The following is a 19,324-nucleotide window of genomic DNA, read 5'->3' on the forward strand; positions in this document are numbered from 1 at the left end:
CCACACAGGGAGACACCACACTCGTGGCCGTCAAGATCAGGCTGAAGCGCATGGGCAAGATCCGTGCGCCCTACTACCGGATCGTCGTCGCCGACTCGCGCACCAAGCGGGACGGCAAGACGATCGAGCAGATCGGCAAGTACCACCCCAAGACCAACCCGAGCTTCATCGAGGTCGACTCCGAGCGCGCGCAGTACTGGCTGTCGGTGGGGGCTCAGCCGAGTGAGCCGGTGGTCGCGATCCTCAAGCGCACCGGCGACTGGCAGAAGTTCAAGGGCGAGCCGCCTCCGGCCGAGCCGCTGCAGGTGCCCCCGACGAAGGCCGACAAGCGGACGCTGTTCGACGAGGCCCTCCGCGACGCCCACTCCGAGCCGGCGACCGAAGCGGTGAGCCAGAAGAAGGCCCGCAGCAAGTCGAAGGACTCCGCCGACGAGGCCGGCAAGGCCGAGAAGAAGCCTGCCAAGAAGACAGCGAAGGCTGCGGACACAGCTGAGGCGAAGCCTGAGGACAAGGCTGACGCGAAGGCCGAGGACAAAGCCGAGGCGGCCCAGGGCGAGAGCGGGGCCTGATCCGTGCTCGCCGAAGCGCTCGAGCACGTGGTTCGCGGCATCGTCGCTCACCCGGACGAGGTCCGGGTGTCGACTCGTGAGCTCCGGCGTGGCCGCACCTACGAAGTGCGGGTGCACCCCGACGACTTCGGTCGGGTGATCGGTCGCCGGGGCCGCACTGCCCTTGCCATCCGTACCGTCATCGGCGCCCTCGACAAGGGACGCGCTCCGCGCATCGACTTCGTCGAGGTCGGCGAGCGCTCCGGCCGCTAGGGCGGCGGAGCGGGGGAGCGCAAGGCGGCATCGATGGAGATCGTCGTCGGCCGGGTAGGTCGTGCTCACGGGATCCGTGGTGAGGTCGCCGTCGATGTCCGCAGCGACCAACCGGAGCTGCGGTTCACCGTCGGGGCGGAGTTCGCGACCGATCGTGGTGTCGTGCGGATCGAGTCCCTGCGATGGCACGGCGCCCGTTTGCTGGTGGCGTTCGAGGGTGTCGAGGACCGGACGGCGGCCGAGCAGTTGCGCGGTGTCCTGCTCGTCGTCGACGTACCCGACGACGAACAGCTGGACGACCCGGACGAGTTCTACGACCACCAGCTGGTGGGGCTCCGAGTCGCCACGGTGGGTGGAGAACACGTGGGCGAGGTGGCCGAGGTGCTCCACCTGCAGATGCAGGACGTTCTCGCGGTGCGTACGGACGACGGCCGCGAGATCCTGGTGCCGTTCGTGGCGGCGATCGTCCCCGAGGTCGACGTCGACGCCGGGACCGTCACCATCGACCCGCCGGAAGGGCTGATCGGCCCCGAGCCGGAATGAACGGGAGCCGGAATGGACGGGAGGTCCCGGATGCGGCTCGACATCGTCTCGATCTTCCCGGACTATCTCGCCCCGCTGCGGCTCTCGCTCGTCGGCAAGGCGGTTGAGGCGGGCCTCATCGACCTGCGCGTGCACGACCTGCGGGACTGGACGCACGACCGCCACCGCACCGTCGACGACACCCCCACCGGCGGTGGCGCCGGCATGGTGATGCGGCCCGAGCCGTGGGGCGAGGCGCTCGACTCGCTTGCTCCGGCCGATGCCCCGCAGCCAAGGCTGGTGGTGCCGACCCCGGGTGGTCGGCCGTTCACGCAGGCGCTCGCCGCGGAGTTCGCCACCGAGCCCTGGTTGCTCTTCGCCTGCGGACGGTACGAAGGAATCGACCAGCGGGTCCTCGACCACGCCGCCACCAGGATGGGTGTCGAGGAGGTCTCGCTCGGCGACTACGTGCTGGCCGGCGGCGAGGTCGCCGTCCTGGTGATCGTCGAGGCCGTGGCGCGGTTGGTGCCCGGGGTGATCGGCAACCCGGAGTCCCTGGTCGAGGAGTCTCACGCGAGCGGGGCGTGGGCCGGGTTGCTGGAATACCCCGTCTACACCAAACCGGCACGTTGGGAGGGCCGCGAGGTCCCGGAGGTGCTGCTGTCCGGTCACCACGGTCGGATCGCGCGCTGGCGGCGCGACCAGTCCCTGCGGCGTACTCTCCGCCGCCGGCCCGACCTGATCGACAGGCTTGTGGCCGGCGATGCTCTCGACGACCGTGATCGCGAAGTCCTTGCCGCCGAAGGCTGGTCGCCAGGGTGATTCGGCACCGCCGAGGCTCATATGCCAGACTTGGCCGTTGGCGCCGCGCGGATCTTGCCGCGGCGGCCGGTTGCGCTTCTGCCGCAGGGGAGGCGCTTCGGGACTTTTCTGTCCCCCGTTCGATGAGTTGCCCACCGCCACCGGTGGTGACCTGTGGCACCACAAGGAGAAGATCATGACTTCGCTCGAGGCCGTCGACGCCCCATCCCTGCGTACCGACGTACCAGCATTCCAGGCCGGCGACACGCTCAAGGTTCACGTGCGGGTCGTCGAGGGCAACCGTTCCCGGATCCAGGTGTTCCAGGGCGTCTGCATCAGGCGCAGTGGCGCCGGCATCAAGGCGACCTTCACCGTCCGCAAGGTCAGCTTCGGCGTCGGCGTCGAGCGGACCTTCCCGGTGCACACACCGGTCATCGACAAGATCGAGGTCGCGACGCGGGGTGACGTCCGGCGGGCCAAGCTCTACTACGTCCGCGGCCTTCGCGGCAAGGCGGCCAAGATCAAGGAGAAGCGCGAGTCAGCGCCCGGCCGCTGATCCTCGTCGTCTAGGCTCGACGCGGTGAACACGGGAGATCGCGACTGGTCGCGAGTCGATCTCGGGGAGGGCGCGGACGGTGCGGTCCAAGGATGAGTCCGACCGGCGCGAGGTTGCCGAACGCACGGCCGACGGCAGTCGCGACGGCGGCGGCAGGACCGGCGGCCAGCGCGGCGAGCAGGGCCGGCGCGCACAGGAACGGTCGTTCTGGCGCGAGTTGCCCGTGCTCGTCATCCTCGCCCTCGGCCTCGCTCTCCTGATCAAGACGTTCCTCATCCAGGCGTTCTACATCCCCTCGGAGTCGATGGAGGAGACGCTGGTCCCCGGGGACCGCGTGCTCGTCAACAAGCTCGCCTACCGGCTGGGCGAGATCCAGCGCGGCGACGTGATCGTCTTCAACGGCGCCGACTCGTGGGAGAGCGAGATCGTCATCGCCCCGCCGAGCGGACCGGTGGACGGGTTTCTCCGCAAGGTGGGCGAACTGTTCGGGTTCGCCACGGTGGGGGAGAAGGACTTCATCAAGCGGGTCATCGGCCTTCCAGGGGACCGGGTGCAGTGCTGTGACGCACAGAAACGCCTCACGGTCAACGGCAAGCCTCTCGAGGAGTCCGGCTATCTCTTCCGCGGTGACACGCCGTCGGCGACGCCCTTCGACATCCAGGTGCCGCCCAACCGGGTCTGGGTGATGGGTGACCACCGGTCCGCGTCCGCCGACTCCCGTTCCCACCTCAGCGACCCGGGCAACGGGACGATCCCGACCGACCATGTGCTCGGCCGGGCGTTCGTGGTCGTCTGGCCCATCGACCGGCTCGCCGGCCTGACCCGGCCACCCGCCTACGCCGAGGCCGGTCTCGCCGCCGGCGTCGCGGCCGGCGCGGCGCCCCTGGTCGCCGCGGCGGGTGTCGTGTTCCCGCTGGCCGGCCTACGACGGCTGGTCCGGCGCCGCCGTCAGGGCACCTCCTGACCGGTGGCCCCCACAGGTCACAATGGCCCTATGGCCCCTTCCCGTCGCGTCGTGGTCCGCCGGGACTCGGGCCTGTACGCATATGAGCGGGCGCTGGGGCGTGCCGACATGGCTCCCGTCGCGGGAGTCGACGAGGCGGGGCGTGGCGCCTGTGCGGGGCCGCTGGTGGCCGCAGCGGCGATCCTTCCGGCGGGTCGGCGAGGCGAGGTACCCGGCCTTGCCGATTCCAAGCTGCTGACGGAGCGTGCCCGGGAGCGGTGCTACGCCCAGGTCACCCGCCGCGCACTGGCGTGGTCCGTGGTCGTCGTACCCCCTGGCGAATGTGACCGACTTGGGATGCATCGGGTGAATATCGAGGCATTGCGCCGGGCGTTGTTCCAGCTCGACACGCGGCCGGCGTACGTGCTGACCGACGGTTTTCCGGTGGACGGGCTGGGTGCGCCGGGCCTCGCGGTGTGGAAAGGTGACCGGGTGGTCGCGTGTATCGCAGCCGCCTCGGTGATCGCCAAGGTCACCCGGGACCGGCTCATGCGGAAGCTGCACAACCGCTATCCGGCATACGGTTTCGCCACCCACAAGGGTTACTGCACGACCGATCACCAGGAAGCACTTGAGCGCTACGGAGCGTGTCCGGAGCACCGGATGCGCTGGGTGAATGTGATGCGGGCGGCCGTCGCCGCCGGGGAGGCACCGGACACCGCTGTTGTCGGCGAGATGGGTGAGAATGGCCCGGGGGTCAGCGACGACCCCGGCAGCGGATCCCGTGGAGGGATCGCGGAGCCGCCTACACACGACGAGGACCTGGTGACTGTGACCGCGGGGAGCCTGCATCGGGGAGGGGAGCGCGAGCGATGAGCGCTGAGGACCTCGAGAAGTACGAAACCGAGATGGAGCTGCAGCTCTACCGCGAATACCGCGACGTCGTGAGCATCTTCAAGTACGTCGTCGAGACCGACCGGCGGTTCTATCTGGCCAACCATGTCGATCTCAAGGTGCGCAGCGAGGGCGGCGAGACCTACTTCGAGGTCACCATGTCCGACGCCTGGGTGTGGGACATGTACCGTCCCGCCCGGTTCGTGAAGAACGTCAAGGTCGTGACGTTCAAGGACGTCAACGTCGAGGAGCTCGCCAAGAGCGACCTGGAGCTCCCGAAGGACGACAGCGGCCCGTTCGGAAGCCGCTGATGCGGACCATGAATGGGTGACCGAGCCGTGGCCGACGAGCCGCTCCCCGCCGACATCATCGCCGGGTTGCGGGCGGTCTCGACCGCGACGTTGACCACCCAGCTGATGGCCCGCGGGCTGCGCAACACGTTCCTGCCGGGCCTGCGTCCCCTCAACGCGTCGGCGCCACGGATGGTCGGCACCGCGTTCACGCTGCGGTACATCCCGGCGCGGGAGGACATCGACGTGCTGAGCGTGTTCCAGGATCCGGAGCACCCCCAGCGCAAGGCGGTCGAGTCGGTGAGTCCCGGCCAGGTCCTCGTCATGGACTGTCGGGGGCAGAGTCGGGCCGCGTCGATGGGCGGCATTCTCGGCACGCGTCTCCTTCGCCGGGGCGCCGCCGGTGTGGTCACCGACGGGTCCGTACGCGACTCGCCAAGCTTCGCCGACCTGGGACTTCCCGCCTATGCCGCCGGCGTCTCCGCGACCGCCAACCTCGCGCTGCACCATGCCGTCGACTTCCAGGTGCCGATCGGCTGCGCGGAGGTGCCGGTCTATCCGGGAGATGTCATGGTGGGCGACGCGGAGGGCGTCGTGTGCGTTCCACGGGACCTGGCCGCCGAGGTGGCTCGGGACGCGGTGGCGCAGGAACACCTCGAGGAGTTCATCGAGGCCGAGATCGCCGCGGGGGCTGCCCTGCCTGGCGTCTATCCGCCCAACACCGAAACCCGCGCCCGCTACGCCGCCTGGGCCGAACGGAATCCCCCGCCCGTCCAGCTGTGACGACGGGTGCGGGTCCTCAGCGGCTCTCCGGCTCGGCTACCGTGCCCTCCCGGGCGAGAAAGTCGAAGTCGCAGCCCTCCTCGGCCTGGGTGATGTGGTCGAGGTAGAGCGCGCCGTAGCCCCGGCCGTACGCCTCGACCGGCGGGGTCCACTCCGCCCTCCGCCGGGCCAACTCCTCCTCTGACAGGTCGACGGAGAGCTGCCGGGCGGCCACGTCCAGCGTCACGAGGTCACCGTCCCGGATCAGTGCGAGCGGCCCGCCCACATGGGACTCGGGCGACACGTGCAGGACACACGCGCCGTAGCTCGTGCCGCTCATCCGGGCGTCGGAGATCCGCAGCATGTCGCGGACGCCCTGTTTCAGCAGCCGGTCGGGGATGGGGAGCATGCCGTACTCCGGCATGCCCGGCCCGCCCTTGGGTCCGGTACCGCGCAGGACCAGCACGGTGTCGGGCGTGATCGGCAGCGACTCGTCGTTGATGCGTTGCTGCAGGTCCTGGTAGTTCTCGAAGACCACCGCCGGCCCCGTGTGCCGGTGGAAGCGCGGGTCGGCGGCCGCGTGCTTGATGACCGCACCACCCGGCGCGAGGTTGCCGCGGAGTACCGCCAGCCCGCCCTCGGCCCACACCGGCTTGTCCAACGGGCGGATCACGTCGGCGTCGTGAACTTCCGCGCCCGAGATCACCTCGCCGAACGTATGACCGGTCACGGTGAGCCGGTCCAGGTGCAGGTTGTCACGCACCTGGGCGAGGAGCGCGCGCAGCCCGCCGGCGTAGTAGAAGTCCTCCATGAGGTACGCACCGGTCGGGCGGATGTTCGCCAGCACCGGGATCTTCCGCGACAGTGCGTCGAAGTCGTCCAGTGTCAGCTTCACCTTGCTCCGACCCGCCATCGCGACCAGGTGGATGGCGGCGTTGGTCGACCCTCCGAGCGCGAGGACGGCGGTGATCGCGTCGAGGTAGGCGCGCCGGTCGAGGATGTGGGACGGCCGCCGGTCGTTCCACACCATCTCCACGATCTGCCGGCCGGTGGCGGCGGCCATGCGCGAGTGCGCCGAGTCGGCCGCGGGGATCGACGCCGCTCCCGGCAGCGTCATGCCGAGCGCCTCGGCCGCCGAGGTCATCGTCGACGCCGTACCCATCGTCATGCAGTGGCCGGGCGAGCGTGCGATGCCCTCCTCGATCTCGGCCCAGTCCTCGTCGGTGATGGTGCCGGCCCGCTTCTCCGCCCAGTACTTCCACACGTCGCTGCCGCTGCCCAGCACACTCCCGCGCCAGTTGCCGCGCAGCATCGGGCCGGCGGGGACGTAGATCGCGGGGACGTCCATGCTGACCGCACCCATGAGCAGGGCGGGCGTCGTCTTGTCACAGCCACCCAGCAGGACCGTGCCGTCGATGGGGTACGAACGCAGCAGCTCCTCGGTCTCCATGGCCAGCAGGTTGCGGTAGAGCATCGTGCTCGGCTTCTGGAACGGCTCAGACAGGGAGATCGCCGGCAGCTCGACCGGGTAACCGCCCGCCTGCCACACGCCGCGCTTGACCTCCTCGGCGCGTTGGCGTAGGTGGATGTGGCACGGGTTGATCTCGCTCCACGTGTTGACGACGCCGATGACGGGCTTGCCGAGATGCTCCTCGGCGGCGATGCCCATCTGCCGGGTGCGGGACCGGTGGCCGAAGGCGCGCAGGCCCGGGTCGCCGTACCACGCATGGCTGCGGAGCTCGTCGGGACGCTTACGGGGCCCAGGTCGATCGCTGGACTCGGGTCGATCGCTGGACAAGGGGGGATCTCCTTACGTACGGGTCTCAGGCCCGGCCCTGGCCGGGGTCGAGCAGGTGGGAGAGGAGGCGTTCGGGCGCGATGACGTCAGGGTCGGTGCGAATGTCGACCACACACGGCCGGCCGCTCGCCAGCGCCGCGCGGAGGGTGTCCTCGATCGCAGTGGGATCGTCGAGGACGAATCCTTGTGCGCCGAGGCCCTCGGCCCAACGGGCGAGGTCGAGAGCGCCGATCTCGATTCCGGCAAGGCGGCCCTGCGCCCGGGCCTGGTGCATGGCGATCGTGCCGTACATCCGGTTGGAGAACGCAAGCACCACGATCGGCGCGCCATGGCGTACGGCGGTCTCGATCTCCTGCCCCGTCATCAGGATCCCGCCGTCGCCGACGAGCGCCACAACGGTACGGTCCGGTGCGGCCAGCTTGGCAGCCACGGCAGCGGGGACGGAGTAGCCCATCGCGCCGTTGCACGGGCCGAGCAGCCGGTGGCTGGTCTGGAAACGCCAGTAACGGTGGAAGAAGCCGGAGAAGTTGCCGGCGTCGTTCGTCAGGATCACATCGGGCGGAGCGATCCGGCGCAGCGTGGTGATCACGTCGGCGGGATGGATGCCACCGGCGCCGGCGTCGGGTCGGGTGGCGGTGACGGCGTCGGGTCGGCTGCCGACCCTCGCGGCGTGGTGGGAGAAGTCCAGCGCCGCCTGGTGCGGGTCGTGCCAGTCCGTGCCGCCTGGCTCGTGTCCGGCGTCGCCGGCCAGAGCGTCAAGGACAGCTTGCGGGTCGGCATCGAGGCGTACGGTCCCGGACGCGGGCTGGTGTTCGGGGAGGCCGCGACCGAGTATCACCAGCCGCTGGCCGGGCAGGGGATAGCGGAACTCCTGCGAGGTGATCGCGTCGAGCCGGGTGCCGAGGACCATCACCAGGTCGGCATCGTCCAGCGCTTCCAGAACGGCCGGCGTGGTCCCCAGGCCGAGGTGGCCGAGGAAGTGCGGGTGGTCCTCACCGAACGCGTCCTGCCGGCGGAACGCGACGTAGACGCCGAAACCGAAGCGTTCCGAGGCCCGGCGGAGCGACTCTCGGCCCACGCGGTCTCCTGGGCCGGCGATCGCGACCGGACGCTTCGCCGTGGCGATCATCGCGGCGAGATCCTGGGTGGCGGCCGCGAGCGCCTCAGGCGTCGAGGGCGCGGGAGCGGTGGGCTTCGGGGGTTCGCCGTCGTACGCCTCGGCCCAGAAGTCGGCCGGAACGCTGAGCGCCACCGGGCCGATGCGTGGTGCGTACATGCGGGTGAGGGCCTCGGCGGTCGCCCGCGGGACGTCGGCGGGCCGGGAGGGCTCGTGCGACCAGACGGTGAGGGGCGCGTAGAGAGCCGCGAGGTCGACCTCCTGGAAACCCTCGCGGCCTTCGCTCGCCCGGACGTCCGACTCGACCTGGCCGAGGATCGCGATCACCGGCGTCTGGTCCTGGTGGGCGGTGTGGATGCCGATCGCGAGGTTCGTGGCGCCAGGTCCCCGGCTGGCCAGGGCGAGGGTGGGCCGCCCGGTCAGCTTGCCCTCGGCCTCCGCCATGAACGCCGCACCGCTCTCGTGCCGGGTGGAGACCAGCCTGATGCGGGGTTCGGCGTCGAGTTCGTCGAGCAGGGAGAGGAAGGACTCGCCTGGGACGGTGTAGGCGGTGCGTACGCCGGCGTCGGCGAGAAGCCGTACGACGGTCCTCGCGACGTTCTGTGACATTTCGGCGTGGACTCCGGAGGGTTCGCTCGACTGGCGTGGATGCCTGGCTCCTTCGTACCTCACCGATGCCCGACGACGCCATCGCTGCCACGTTTTGTCCACAGTCGGCAGATCGGCGTGCTTTTCCACAGCGGTTGCCGCCCGCGCCGGCCGCTCCCACCTCCGGCGCCAGGGTGTTCCCAGGAGGTGAACGCCGGTGCACGCGAAGAATGTGATCGGGCGCGAGGGAGAGGACCTGGCCGTCCAGCATCTGGAGGAGGCCGGATTCGTCGTCCTGGAGCGCAACTGGCGCTGCGATCTGGGAGAGATCGACATCGTGGCCCTCGACGGCGCGGTCCTGGTCGTCTGCGAGGTCAAGACCCGCTCCGGGCTAGGTTTCGGGACACCGCTGGAAGGCGTCACCTGGGAGAAGGCGGCGAGGCTCCGCCGGCTTGCCGGGCGATGGCTGGCCAGTCACCCGCAGGCCCGCAGCGGCGGCGTCCGCATCGACGTCGTGGGTGTGCTGCGGAGCGACGCTTGCCCGGCCGTCATCGAGCACGTACGCGGAGTGGACTGAGATGGCCCTCGCGCGTACGCGTTCGGTGGCGCTGACCGGCGTGGAAGGGCACGTCGTCGAGGTGGAGGCGCACATCGGCAACGGCCTGCCGGGCTTCGGGCTGGTCGGCCTGCCCGACACGGCCCTGGCCGAGGCGCGCTCACGCGTCCGGGCCGCGGTCACCAACTCCGATCAGGACTGGCCGCAGCGGAAACTGACCGTGGCGTTGTCACCGGCCACTCTCCCCAAGGCCGGCGCCCACTTCGACATGGCTATCGCCTTGGCGGTGCTCGGTGCCGCGGACGTCATCCCTCAGACGGCGTTGGATCCGGTGATCATCCTGGGTGAGCTCGGGCTCGACGGGCGGGTCAAGCCGGTCCGCGGCACCCTGCCGTCCGTGATCGCCGCCTCGGCGGTGGGCTGGCGGCGGTTCGTCGTCCCGGAACCCAACGTCGGCGAAGCGAAACTGGTCCAGGACGCCGAGGTCTTCGGGGTCCGGTCGCTGCGTCAGGTCGTGGCCCTGCTCCGCGGCGACGAGATTCCGGACGAGCCTGCCGACGTTTCTGCCGCCGAAGCCGCGGCCGTGGACGAACACGGCGGGCTCCGCCGCCCGGACCGCCTCGACGGGCTCGATCTTGCCGAGGTGCTGGGCCAGGCCGCCGCACGGCGCGCGGTCGAGGTGGCCGCGGCGGGTGGTCATCATCTGTTCATGTCGGGCCCACCCGGTGCGGGCAAGACCATGCTCGCCGAACGCATGCCCGCCCTGCTCCCGGATCTGCCGCTGGTCGCCGCGCTCGAGGTGACGGCGATCCATTCGGTCGCGGGACTCCTACCGGCCGACGCGCCGCTGATCGTCCGGCCGCCCTTCTGCGATCCGCACCACTCCGCTTCGCTGCCGGCGATCGTGGGTGGCGGTGCGCGAGTCGCCCGACCAGGCGCCGTCTCGCTCGCTCATCGCGGCATCCTCTTCCTCGACGAGGCGCCGGAGTTCCGGCCCAGCGTGCTCGATTCGCTCCGCCAGCCACTGGAGCACGGCGAGGTGGTGATCGCCCGCTCGGCGGGAACGGCGCGGCTACCGGCACGGTTCCAGCTGGTACTCGCGGCGAACCCGTGCCCCTGCGGTCGTGCGTACGGCCAGGGGGTCTACTGCACGTGCAGTTCCCAGGCCCGCACCCGCTACCAGCATCGACTGTCGGGCCCGATCCGGGACCGGATCGACCTCCTCCAACTGGTGGAGCCGGTCTCGCGGGCGGAGATGCGGGCCGACCAGCAGCTGGTCGAGTCAACCGAGGTCGTCGCCGTCAGGGTCCGGTCGGCGCGGGAACGCCAGGCCGACCGCTATGCCGGACTGCCGTGGTCGCTCAATGCCCACGTCCCCGGCTATGAGCTACGCAGACGCTGGCCGCCCGAGCCGTCGGCGCTGCCCGCGCTGGAGCGCCACCTGTCCGCCGGCTGGTTGACCGCCCGCGGTGCAGACCGGGTCCTTCGGATCGCGTGGACACTCGCCGACCTTGCGAGTCGTGACCGACCGTCCCGCCACGACACGTTCGCGGCCCTGACGATGCGGCTCGGCCACGAACCCATCCAGACGCGGAGGCGGGCAGGATGAGCGAGGAGCTGATGGACGCGGTGGCAGGTGCTCAGCCGAGTCGCGCCGTCTCCGATGCCGAGCGGCTCGCGTGCGCTGCTCTGACGACGATGGGCGAGCCGGGTGATCTCGTCCTTGCCCGGTTCGTCGGTGAGCACGGCGCCGAAGCGACCGTCCAGGCGATTGAGTCCGGGCAGTTTCCCGGGCGGGCGCTCGGTGACTACCAGACGAGGCTCGCGACGAGTTCCCCGGCGCGCGACCTCGACCAGGCTGCTCGCATCGGCGCGCGCCTGGTGTGTCCCGGAGAGGACGAGTGGACCGAAGCGCTCGACGTGCTGGCGTCGGCCGGGGCGATCGAGCGTCGCGGTGGGGTACCACTGGCCCTCTGGGTGCGAGGGCAGGCGGATCTGAGACTGGTGACCGCACGGTCGTGTGCTGTGGTGGGTGCGCGCGCTGCCAGCGAATACGGCCAGTACATCGCGGGCGAGCTGGGGGCTGGCCTCGCCGATCGCGGCATCACGGTCGTCTCGGGTGCGGCCTTCGGCATCGATGCCGCCGCCCACCGGGGCGCGTTGGCGGGCGGAGGGGTGACAGTGGCTGTCCTGGCGTCGGGAGTCGACGTCGCCTACCCACGAGCCCACCAACAGCTCCTTGGTTGGATCGCCGAAGAGGGCCTCATCGTCAGCGAGGTACCACCGGGGTCCACTCCGCGCAGGCCGCGGTTCCTGATCCGCAACCGGCTGATTGCCGCGCTTACGCAGGGCACGCTGGTCGTGGAGGCTGCCCTGCGCAGCGGTGCTCTCAACACCGCAGCCTGGGCCGAGCGGTGCCATCGAGAGGTCATGGGCGTACCCGGACCGGTGACGTCGATGACCTCGGCTGGCGTACACCGGCTGCTCCGCGACGGCATCGCGACCCTCGTCACCGATGCCGACGAGGTCGTTGAGCAGATCAGCCGGATAGGGGAGAACCTCGCCCCTGCCAAGCTCGGGGAACGACGCCCCCGCGACGACCTCGACGCCCGCGCACGGCAGGTTCTCGAGGCGGTGCCGGTCATCCGCGCGGGCGGCGTCGCGGGAATCTCGTCCGCGGCGGGGATCCCGCCCGACGAGGTGCTCGGCACGCTGGGGGAGCTCCTCCTGGTCGGATACGTCGAGCGACAGGGCAACGGCTGGCGGCTTTCGGCACGTGAGCGTGCCAATCGCCGCCATCCGTCGACTGCGGGTCGGGACAGCCTCTGATGGACCGGGTGCGGGCATCCGTCGAAAGGGTGGCGGCTTGCGTTCACGGAGACGATGGGCCACCGTCGGGATGTGGCCGGCGCGAACCTCGAATCCGACAACCTGGGATCCGACAACCTCGAATCCGGCGACGTGGGACCCGGCACTGCGGATGGCGGTGCGCTCTCCGCTGCCGGGCGCGCACTCCTCGTGGAGTTCGAGCGCCACCTGTCCGTGGAGCGCGGGGCATCCCGGCACACGATTCGTGCCTACCTCGGCGACGTCCAGAGCCTGCTGGAGCACCTTGCGACGCCCGAGGACGCACCTGCGGGTCACACGGCGGCCGACGCGGCCGAGGCCCGGCCGGATGGTCCGCCGGACCCGGCACCGTCTGAGCTCGAAGGGTTGGACATTCGGGACCTGCGCGGCTGGCTAGCAGAGATGCAGGCGTCCGGGCGTGCTCGCACGACCCTCGCCCGCCGAGCGGCGGCGATCCGCACCTTCACGGCGTGGGCACACCGGCGTGGGACCATCTCCACGGATCCCGGCGTACTTCTGGGTACTCCGAAGCCGCACAGGAAGCTGCCGGGCGTTCTTCGCCGGGAGGAGGCGACCCGGCTGCTCGAACTCGCCGCCGTGGCCAGCGACGACGGCAGCCCGGTCGGTTGTCGAGATCGCGCCATCCTGGAACTGCTGTACGCCACCGGCGTGAGAGTGGGAGAGCTCGTGGGCCTGGACGTCGACGACGTCGACGACGAGAGGCGGGTTGTTCGCGTCCTGGGCAAGGGCAACAAGCAGCGGTCCGTACCGTTCGGTGTGCCCGCGGCAACGGCCCTTGCCGACTACCTCGGTCGGGCCCGGCCGGCGCTGGCTCGACCGGCAAGTGGTGCCGCGCTGTTCCTGGGAGCCCGAGGAGGCCGGATGGATCAGCGCGCGGTGCGCAGGCTCGTCCATCAACGGCTCGCCGACGTCCCCGACGCCCCCGACCTCGGGCCGCACGGCCTCCGGCACACGGCCGCCACGCACGTGCTCGAAGGCGGCGCGGACCTCAGGAGCGTCCAGGAGCTGCTCGGGCACGCGTCGCTCGCCACCACACAGATCTACACCCACGTCTCCGCCGAACGACTGCGCCAGGTCTACGCCCAAGCACATCCACGGGCATGACCTGACGCCCAACGCGTGCTGCCCCGCGGCGAGTTCGGTCGGGCGGTGGCTCGGCGGGGCGGCGAGGGCTGGCAGAATCGACGTGCGTGACAGCCGATGTGGCAGCAGAAGGTTCGAACGAGCTGTGGGGCCCCGACTGGCCAGGCGTGCGGGAATCCTGGAGTCTCGACCCGCACCGAGCTCACCTCAACCACGGTTCGTTCGGCGCGGTGCCGGGGCCCGTGCGCGAGGCGCAGGACCGGTGGCGCGATCTCATCGACGCCAACCCCATGCGGTACTTCCGGACGATTCGGACGCCGTCGATCGTCGCCGCGCGGCAGGCGGGCGCGAGCCTTCTCCAGACCTCGCTCGAGGCTGTGGCGCTTGTCGCCAACGCGACGGCCGGGGTGAGTACGGTCCTCGCCGGGCTCGGCCTGCGCGCCGGCGACGAGATCGTCCTGACCGATCATGGCTACGGTGCCGTCGCACTTGCCGCCAAGAGGTTCGCGCGAGCGGCGGGCGCTCGGGTCGTATCTGTCAAGATCGCCTTGACGGCATCCGACGAGGAGGTCGTGCAACGGCTGGCGGAGGCCGTGGGTCCACGGACTCGGCTCGTACTCGTTGATCAGGTGACCTCGCCCACGGCACGCGCCTTTCCGGTCGGGGGCATCGCCGAGATGGCGCGGTCGCATGACGTCCCGACGCTTGTCGACGGCGCTCATGCGCCCGGCATGCTGGATGTCCGGCTGGACTCGCTCGGTGTCGACTTCTGGGTGGGCAACTTTCACAAGTGGGCGTTCGCGGCCCGTAGCGTCGCCGCGCTCTGGGTCGCCCCACGCTGGCGCGAGTCGATCCGCCCGCTCGTCATCTCATGGAACGACGAGCAGGGTTATCCCACCTCCTTCGACCAGCAGGGCACCACCGACGACTCGGCCTGGCTGTCGCTCCCCGACGCCGTACGGTTCTTCGAGGACCTCGGAGTGGACCGCGTACGACGGCACAACAGCACCCTGGTTGCCTACGCTCAGGAAACCCTGGCCACCGCGCTCGGCGTGTCCCTGGCGGACGTGTCCAGCGATCCGCGGATGTCCATGCGACTGGTTCCGTTGCCCCGCGGCGTGGCCGCGACCGAAGAGCAGGCCGCGCGGTTGTACGCCAGCATCGCCGACAAGATCGGCGCCGAGGTGGCGGTGATCAGCTGGTCGGGTCGGGGGTGGATCCGGCTGTCCGCGCAGGTGTACAACGCGCCCGCCGAGTACGACCGGCTGGCGGTCGGGTTGTCCGATCTCATCCGCTGAGTCCCTGAGGTCGCTGAGTCCCTGAGGTCGCGCAGGTCCCGATCGCCTTTCAGGATCGACGAGTGGAGGCTAGGCCGCGTCGCGCAGTCGTTGTCGCACGGTGGCGAGGTCGATCACGCCTCCGCCTCCGGGATCGCGGCGGGACGCGGATGTGGGAGGCCAGTACGGCGGTGGGACGGGCGGTGACGGGCCACCGCCGCGGGACTGTCGACTCAGGCGGACCACCACCCCGGCGGCGATGGCGCCAGCCAAGGCACCCGCGGCCGGTGGCGCGAAAGTGCTGACAGCGGCGGAGAGCTTGCGCATTGCCGGATCGACGGACGTGTCACTGTCTCCGTGGCCCTCACCGCCTGTGCCTGGCACGGCCGCGACATCGGCCTGAGCACTCCTCCAGACGGGCACCGCCGTGGCCGGTGCGGACGTCCGAGGGCCCGCATCCCGGCCAGGGTCGCCGGGCGACGGGGCGGGCCCTCTCAGGGTGACCGGGGCCCCGGCATCACCGAGCGGTAGCAGTCGAGGCGTGGACGGCGTGACCAGGCTGAGCGGGTTCACGTACGCCCCGGCCCGGATGGCACCCCAGTGCAGGCAGACGCGGGGCGCGCAGTGGCTCTGGTTTCCGGTCAAGGTGCCAAGCACGGTCCCGGTGGACACGCGCGCACCGACGTCGACCGCCGCGGCGACGGGTTCGTACGTGGTCCGCAGGACACCGTGCGAGACGGCCACCACACCTCGTCCGGCGAGAAGCCCGGCGTAGGTGACCACGCCCGCACCCGCCGCGCGAACCTGCTGGTCCTCCGCTCCCAGCAGATCCACGCCGCGGTGCCCGGCACCCCACCTCGAGTCGGGTCGGTCGAATGCACCCACGACCTCCGGCCGCGGTGACAGAGGCCATCCCCAGCGATCCGGTGCGGCGTGTGCCGTGACCAGAGGGAGGGAGGTCCCCACAAGGATGACGAGAAGGACGAGAACGGTCCGAAGGGGCCATCGGTGCCGCGTCCAGAACCGCCCAGGGTGCTCAGACCGTGCACAGGACTCGGCTGGCGCGCGCCCGTCAGGCGGTCGAGCCGTGAGCGGTGGGCCGGGTGAGGCGAGCAGAGAGCGGCGGGTTCGCGTCGGCGGGTAGGAATTGGTCATGCACTGATCGTCGACGACGGGGGCGTGGGCGGGAGGCGGGCAGGGAATGCCTGTGGATGACGATGCCGATTCGACTGCTGTGGACAAAATGTGCTGACCATGAGGGTGGCAGGAAGCGGCCGGACCATCGAGTACACTTCACCGGGCATTTCCGTCGGGTCTCGCACCTCGTCTCTGCCACGATGTGACATCAGGCAGACACACACGGTGTGGGATCTGAGGGGCAACATCCCACAGCACAATCAGCATCACATTACGCACGCTCGCTCTCCGCTTCCCCAGCGAAGCGGGCACACCTCTCGGTCCCGTCGGGTCGACAGCATCCAACGGGCTTGGTGTGCGCGAGCGTCAGGGGCCCGGGCCACTCGGTCACGGGCCAAGGAACCGAGAGCGCGTCCCGTCGAGGACGCGGAGGAGGCACGCGGCCATGGCCGTCGTCACGATGAGGCAGCTGCTCGAGAGCGGCGTACATTTCGGACACCAGACCCGGCGCTGGAACCCGAAGATGAAGCGCTACATCTTCACTGAGCGCAACGGCATCTACATCATCGACCTGCAGCAGTCGCTGTCCTACATCGACCGGGCGTACCAGTTCGTCAAGGACACCGTGGCGCGCGGCGGGTCGGTTCTCTTCGTCGGTACGAAGAAGCAGGCGCAGGAAGCGATCGCCGAGCAGGCGATGCGGGTCGGCATGCCGTATGTCAACCAGCGCTGGCTCGGTGGCATGCTCACCAACTTCCAGACGACCTACAAGCGCACCCAGCGGTTGAAGGATCTCGAGGAGATCGACTTCGACGACGTAGCCGGCTCCGGCATGACCAAGAAGGAGCTTCTCGGCCTGCGGCGTGAGCGCGACAAGCTCGACCGCACCCGAGGCGGCATCCGCCGGATGCAGCGCCTTCCGAGCGCGGTGTGGATCGTCGACACCAAGAAGGAGCACCTCGCCGTTGACGAGGCGAAGAAGCTCGGCATCCCGGTGATCGCGATCCTCGACACCAACTGCGATCCCGACGAGGTGACCTTCCCGATCCCCGGCAACGACGACGCGATCCGCTCCGTCGCTCTGCTCACCCGGATCGTCTCCGACGCGGTGGCCGACGGGCTCATGGCTCGGGCAGGCGCCGGTGAAGAGGCGCAGGTCGGTGCGGAGCTCGGCGTCGAGGAGCCCCTGCCCGAGTGGGAGCGCGAGCTGCTCGCCCGGTCAGAGGCGGACGCGGGAGCGGGAGCAGCCGAGGCCGGTACGCCGGCGGAGCCGTCCGCGACCAGTGCGGAGCAGCCGGCCGCTGCGAGTCCGGACAGCGCTGCGGCGCAGCCGGGCGAGGCGGCACCCGAGGCGGCGGCCGACGCGACAGAGGCGACCAGCACTGACGCCGGCGCGGCCGCACCCACCGGTGACAACCAGGCGTGAGTCCCTGACCCGCCCGGGCCGCGAGCTTCCCACGGCGCCGGACCGGGCGCCCGCCCTCGGCGCCATGCGTACGAGGAACTGACACCGACACTGACCAAGAGAGCGATCACCAGAGCAGATGAGCACCTTCACCACGGCCGACGTCAAGCGGCTCCGCGACGCAACCGGGGCCGGAATGATGGACTGCAAGAATGCCCTCACCGAGGCCGAGGGCGACTTCGACAAGGCGGTCGAGGTACTCCGCGTCAAGGGGGCCGCCAAGGCGGCCAAGCGGGGTGCCGAACGCACCGCCAGCAACGGCATCGTCGTCGCCAAGGACGGCGCCCTCCTCGAGATCAACTGCGAAACCGACTTCGTGGCGAAGAACGAGCAGTTCCAGGCGCTCGGAAACGATCTTGTCGCACTGGCGAGTGCGGCGAAGGTCTCCAGCTCCGACGAGCTCCTCGCCGCGAAGAGCTCAGACGGCAAGACCGCTGCCGAGGCGATCGACGCGCTCGCCGCCGTCATCGGCGAGAAGCTCGCCATCGGGCGGGTTGTGGCATTCGAGGGGAACACCGCGGTCTACCTCCACCGGCGGGCGACCGACCTGCCGCCGCAGGTCGGCGTGCTGGTGGCGTACGAAGGCACCGGTGAGGACGCCGCCAAGGCAGCTGCCATGCAGATCGCGGCGATGCGTCCGGACTATGTCACCCGCGATGACGTACCCGCTGATGTTGTCGAGAGCGAACGCCGGATCGCTGAGGAAACCGCTCGGAACGAAGGCAAGCCGGAGCAGGCACTGCCCCGGATCGTCGAGGGCCGGGTGAACGGTTTCTTCAAGGACGCGGTGCTCGTCGAGCAGCCGTCGGTCCACGACCAGCAGAAGACCGTGGGACAGGCGCTGGCAGAGGCGGGCGTCACCGTGACCCGCTTCGCACGCTTCGAGGTGGGCCAGTAGCACGGAAAGACCACATCGCGCGGATCACCACAATTTCCGCGCGGGACACCACCACAATGCCGACACTCGGGCGGCCGGTACGCACCGTGCGGCCGATGGCCACGTAACGTCGGTGGAGGAGGAGGCGGGGTCGTGGAGGCTGATGTCGTGGGAGTAGCGCTATGACGACCGAAACGGTCCCGGCCTCGCCGGCCCCTGGCACGACTCCGATGCCGTATCGCCGGGTTGTCCTCAAGTTGTCCGGCGAGGTGTTCGGTGGCGGGAAGCTCGGCGTGGATCCTGACGTCGTGGCGAGCATCGCCGCCCAGGTGGCGGAGGTGGTCCGGGACGGGGTGCAGGTGGCGGTCGTCGTCGGAGGCGGCAACTACTTCCGGGGCGCAGAGCTCGAGCAGGGCGGCATGGATCGTGCCCGGGCCGACTACATGGGCATGCTGGGCACCGTCATGAACTGCCTCGCCCTCCAGGACTTCCTGGAGAAGCAGGGCGTGGACACCCGCGTACAGACGGCGATCACGATGGGCCAGATCGCCGAGCCCTACATTCCCCGGCGGGCGATCAGGCACCTCGAGAAGGGCCGGGTGGTCATATTCGGTGCCGGGTCGGGCATGCCGTACTTCTCGACCGATACGGTGGCCGCCCAGCGCGCCCTCGAAGTGGATGCCGAAGTGCTGCTGAAGGCGACGTCGGTCGATGGTGTCTACGACGCCGACCCGAAGGAGGTGCCAGAGGCGCGCAAGTTCGAGCAGGTCAGCTTCGCCGAATGTCTGCGGCGCCGGCTGCGGGTCGCCGACGCGACGGCGTTCAGCTTGTGCATGGAACACAAGTTGCCGATCATCGTCTTCAACCTCCTCCAGGACGGCAATATCGCCCGCGTCGTTCGAGGTGAGAGGATCGGGACGCTCGTCTCGGTTGACCCCTGACCGGGCGGTTCGAATACGGACGGCCCCA

At 70.1% G+C, this 19,324-nt stretch carries 19 protein-coding genes and 1 pseudogene; 17 read left to right on the plus strand and 3 right to left on the minus strand.

Annotated features, from left to right (window positions below; translation table 11 throughout):
* Positions 1 to 23 precede the first annotated feature (23 nt).
* The 9 genes and pseudogenes from rpsP to ABNF93_RS04805 all read left to right on the plus strand — a co-directional run bounded on the left by rpsP (position 24) and on the right by ABNF93_RS04805 (position 5,610).
* Positions 24 to 569 (plus strand): 30S ribosomal protein S16, encoded by a 546-nt coding sequence (rpsP, locus tag ABNF93_RS04765; RefSeq protein WP_349326288.1) that lies wholly within the window; start codon positions 24 to 26, stop codon positions 567 to 569.
* A gap of 3 nt (positions 570 to 572) precedes the next feature.
* Positions 573 to 821 carry an RNA-binding protein gene (locus tag ABNF93_RS04770; protein ID WP_349326289.1) on the plus strand — a complete coding sequence of 83 codons (249 nt, stop codon included), beginning with the start codon at positions 573 to 575 and terminating at the stop codon, positions 819 to 821.
* A gap of 33 nt (positions 822 to 854) precedes the next feature.
* A complete protein-coding gene (rimM, locus tag ABNF93_RS04775; protein ID WP_349326290.1) occupies positions 855 to 1,364 on the plus strand; it encodes a ribosome maturation factor RimM in 510 nt (169 codons plus the stop codon).
* A 12-nt stretch (positions 1,365 to 1,376) separates the two neighbouring features.
* The gene (gene trmD, locus ABNF93_RS04780) at positions 1,377 to 2,165 is read left to right on the plus strand and encodes a tRNA (guanosine(37)-N1)-methyltransferase TrmD (RefSeq protein ID WP_502877536.1); all 789 of its coding nucleotides are present in this window, start codon (positions 1,377 to 1,379) and stop codon (positions 2,163 to 2,165) included.
* Between the two features lie 175 nt (positions 2,166 to 2,340).
* The gene (gene rplS, locus ABNF93_RS04785) at positions 2,341 to 2,700 is read left to right on the plus strand and encodes a 50S ribosomal protein L19 (RefSeq protein WP_349326291.1); all 360 of its coding nucleotides are present in this window, start codon (positions 2,341 to 2,343) and stop codon (positions 2,698 to 2,700) included.
* A gap of 79 nt (positions 2,701 to 2,779) precedes the next feature.
* Positions 2,780 to 3,664, plus strand: coding sequence for a signal peptidase I (gene lepB / locus ABNF93_RS04790; RefSeq protein ID WP_349326292.1), 885 nt, complete (start codon positions 2,780 to 2,782; stop codon positions 3,662 to 3,664).
* A gap of 30 nt (positions 3,665 to 3,694) precedes the next feature.
* A pseudogene (locus ABNF93_RS04795) lies at positions 3,695 to 4,336 on the plus strand (ribonuclease HII); the annotation flags it as partial.
* A gap of 179 nt (positions 4,337 to 4,515) precedes the next feature.
* Entirely contained in the window at positions 4,516 to 4,848 is a 333-nt protein-coding gene (locus ABNF93_RS04800; RefSeq protein WP_349326293.1) for a DUF2469 domain-containing protein, read from the plus strand.
* 12 nt (positions 4,849 to 4,860) lie between these two features.
* A complete protein-coding gene (locus tag ABNF93_RS04805; protein WP_349326294.1) occupies positions 4,861 to 5,610 on the plus strand; it encodes a ribonuclease activity regulator RraA in 750 nt (249 codons plus the stop codon).
* 16 nt (positions 5,611 to 5,626) lie between these two features.
* On the opposite strand, the gene araD is transcribed toward ABNF93_RS04805, so the two are convergent.
* Both araD and ABNF93_RS04815 read right to left on the minus strand, forming a co-directional pair.
* Positions 5,627 to 7,387: an L-arabinonate dehydratase gene (araD, locus tag ABNF93_RS04810; protein WP_349326295.1), complete on the minus strand. Its 1,761-nt coding sequence runs from the start codon at positions 7,385 to 7,387 to the stop codon at positions 5,627 to 5,629.
* Positions 7,388 to 7,412: 25 nt separating this feature from the next.
* Positions 7,413 to 9,113, minus strand: coding sequence for a thiamine pyrophosphate-dependent enzyme (locus ABNF93_RS04815; protein ID WP_349326296.1), 1,701 nt, complete (start codon positions 9,111 to 9,113; stop codon positions 7,413 to 7,415).
* 196 nt (positions 9,114 to 9,309) lie between these two features.
* Here ABNF93_RS04815 and ABNF93_RS04820 point away from each other — a divergent pair, with 196 nt between their 5' ends.
* The 5 genes from ABNF93_RS04820 to ABNF93_RS04840 all read left to right on the plus strand — a co-directional run bounded on the left by ABNF93_RS04820 (position 9,310) and on the right by ABNF93_RS04840 (position 14,897).
* Positions 9,310 to 9,669, plus strand: a complete 360-nt coding sequence (locus tag ABNF93_RS04820; RefSeq protein ID WP_349326297.1) for a YraN family protein — start codon at positions 9,310 to 9,312, stop codon at positions 9,667 to 9,669.
* Between the two features lies 1 nt (position 9,670).
* Positions 9,671 to 11,257, plus strand: a complete 1,587-nt coding sequence (locus ABNF93_RS04825; protein ID WP_349326298.1) for a YifB family Mg chelatase-like AAA ATPase — start codon at positions 9,671 to 9,673, stop codon at positions 11,255 to 11,257.
* Positions 11,254 to 12,477 carry a DNA-processing protein DprA gene (gene dprA / locus ABNF93_RS04830; protein ID WP_349326299.1) on the plus strand — a complete coding sequence of 408 codons (1,224 nt, stop codon included), beginning with the start codon at positions 11,254 to 11,256 and terminating at the stop codon, positions 12,475 to 12,477. The genes ABNF93_RS04825 and dprA overlap by 4 nt, the downstream gene beginning before the upstream one ends.
* A 132-nt stretch (positions 12,478 to 12,609) precedes the next feature.
* Positions 12,610 to 13,620, plus strand: a complete 1,011-nt coding sequence (locus tag ABNF93_RS04835; protein ID WP_349326638.1) for a tyrosine recombinase XerC — start codon at positions 12,610 to 12,612, stop codon at positions 13,618 to 13,620.
* A gap of 86 nt (positions 13,621 to 13,706) precedes the next feature.
* The gene (locus ABNF93_RS04840; RefSeq protein WP_349326300.1) at positions 13,707 to 14,897 is read left to right on the plus strand and encodes an aminotransferase class V-fold PLP-dependent enzyme; all 1,191 of its coding nucleotides are present in this window, start codon (positions 13,707 to 13,709) and stop codon (positions 14,895 to 14,897) included.
* A 69-nt stretch (positions 14,898 to 14,966) separates the two neighbouring features.
* Here ABNF93_RS04840 and ABNF93_RS04845 read toward each other — a convergent pair whose 3' ends face one another.
* On the minus strand, positions 14,967 to 15,761 hold the full coding sequence (locus ABNF93_RS04845) for a M23 family metallopeptidase (protein ID WP_349326301.1): 795 nt from the start codon (positions 15,759 to 15,761) through the stop codon (positions 14,967 to 14,969).
* 697 nt (positions 15,762 to 16,458) lie between these two features.
* On the opposite strand from ABNF93_RS04845, the gene rpsB reads away from it, so the two are divergent.
* The 3 genes from rpsB (at position 16,459) to pyrH (ending at position 19,296) form a co-directional block, all read left to right on the plus strand.
* Complete coding sequence (rpsB, locus tag ABNF93_RS04850; protein ID WP_349326302.1) at positions 16,459 to 17,439, plus strand: 30S ribosomal protein S2; 981 nt, start codon at positions 16,459 to 16,461, stop codon at positions 17,437 to 17,439.
* Positions 17,440 to 17,557: 118 nt separating this feature from the next.
* The gene (gene tsf, locus ABNF93_RS04855) at positions 17,558 to 18,376 is read left to right on the plus strand and encodes a translation elongation factor Ts (RefSeq protein WP_349326303.1); all 819 of its coding nucleotides are present in this window, start codon (positions 17,558 to 17,560) and stop codon (positions 18,374 to 18,376) included.
* 161 nt (positions 18,377 to 18,537) lie between these two features.
* Complete coding sequence (gene pyrH, locus ABNF93_RS04860) at positions 18,538 to 19,296, plus strand: UMP kinase (protein WP_349326304.1); 759 nt, start codon at positions 18,538 to 18,540, stop codon at positions 19,294 to 19,296.
* Positions 19,297 to 19,324: the final 28 nt, after the last annotated feature.

It is taken from the genome of Actinopolymorpha sp. B9G3 (genome assembly GCF_040120725.1).
GTDB lineage: Bacteria > Actinomycetota > Actinomycetes > Propionibacteriales > Actinopolymorphaceae > Thermasporomyces.

Excerpts from the sequence above, each read along its gene's own strand:
- rimM (WP_349326290.1), top strand. The coding sequence starts at position 855 with ATGGAGATCGTCGTCGGCCGGGTAGGTCGTGCTCACGGGATCCGTGGT.
- trmD (WP_502877536.1), top strand. The coding sequence starts at position 1,377 with ATGGACGGGAGGTCCCGGATGCGGCTCGACATCGTCTCGATCTTCCCG.
- rplS (WP_349326291.1), top strand. The coding sequence starts at position 2,341 with ATGACTTCGCTCGAGGCCGTCGACGCCCCATCCCTGCGTACCGACGTA.
- ABNF93_RS04800 (WP_349326293.1), top strand. The coding sequence starts at position 4,516 with ATGAGCGCTGAGGACCTCGAGAAGTACGAAACCGAGATGGAGCTGCAG.
- ABNF93_RS04805 (WP_349326294.1), top strand. The coding sequence starts at position 4,861 with ATGGGTGACCGAGCCGTGGCCGACGAGCCGCTCCCCGCCGACATCATC.
- ABNF93_RS04815 (WP_349326296.1), bottom strand. The coding sequence starts at position 9,113 with ATGTCACAGAACGTCGCGAGGACCGTCGTACGGCTTCTCGCCGACGCC.
- ABNF93_RS04825 (WP_349326298.1), top strand. The coding sequence starts at position 9,671 with ATGGCCCTCGCGCGTACGCGTTCGGTGGCGCTGACCGGCGTGGAAGGG.
- dprA (WP_349326299.1), top strand. The coding sequence starts at position 11,254 with ATGAGCGAGGAGCTGATGGACGCGGTGGCAGGTGCTCAGCCGAGTCGC.
- rpsB (WP_349326302.1), top strand. The coding sequence starts at position 16,459 with ATGGCCGTCGTCACGATGAGGCAGCTGCTCGAGAGCGGCGTACATTTC.
- tsf (WP_349326303.1), top strand. The coding sequence starts at position 17,558 with ATGAGCACCTTCACCACGGCCGACGTCAAGCGGCTCCGCGACGCAACC.
- pyrH (WP_349326304.1), top strand. The coding sequence starts at position 18,538 with ATGACGACCGAAACGGTCCCGGCCTCGCCGGCCCCTGGCACGACTCCG.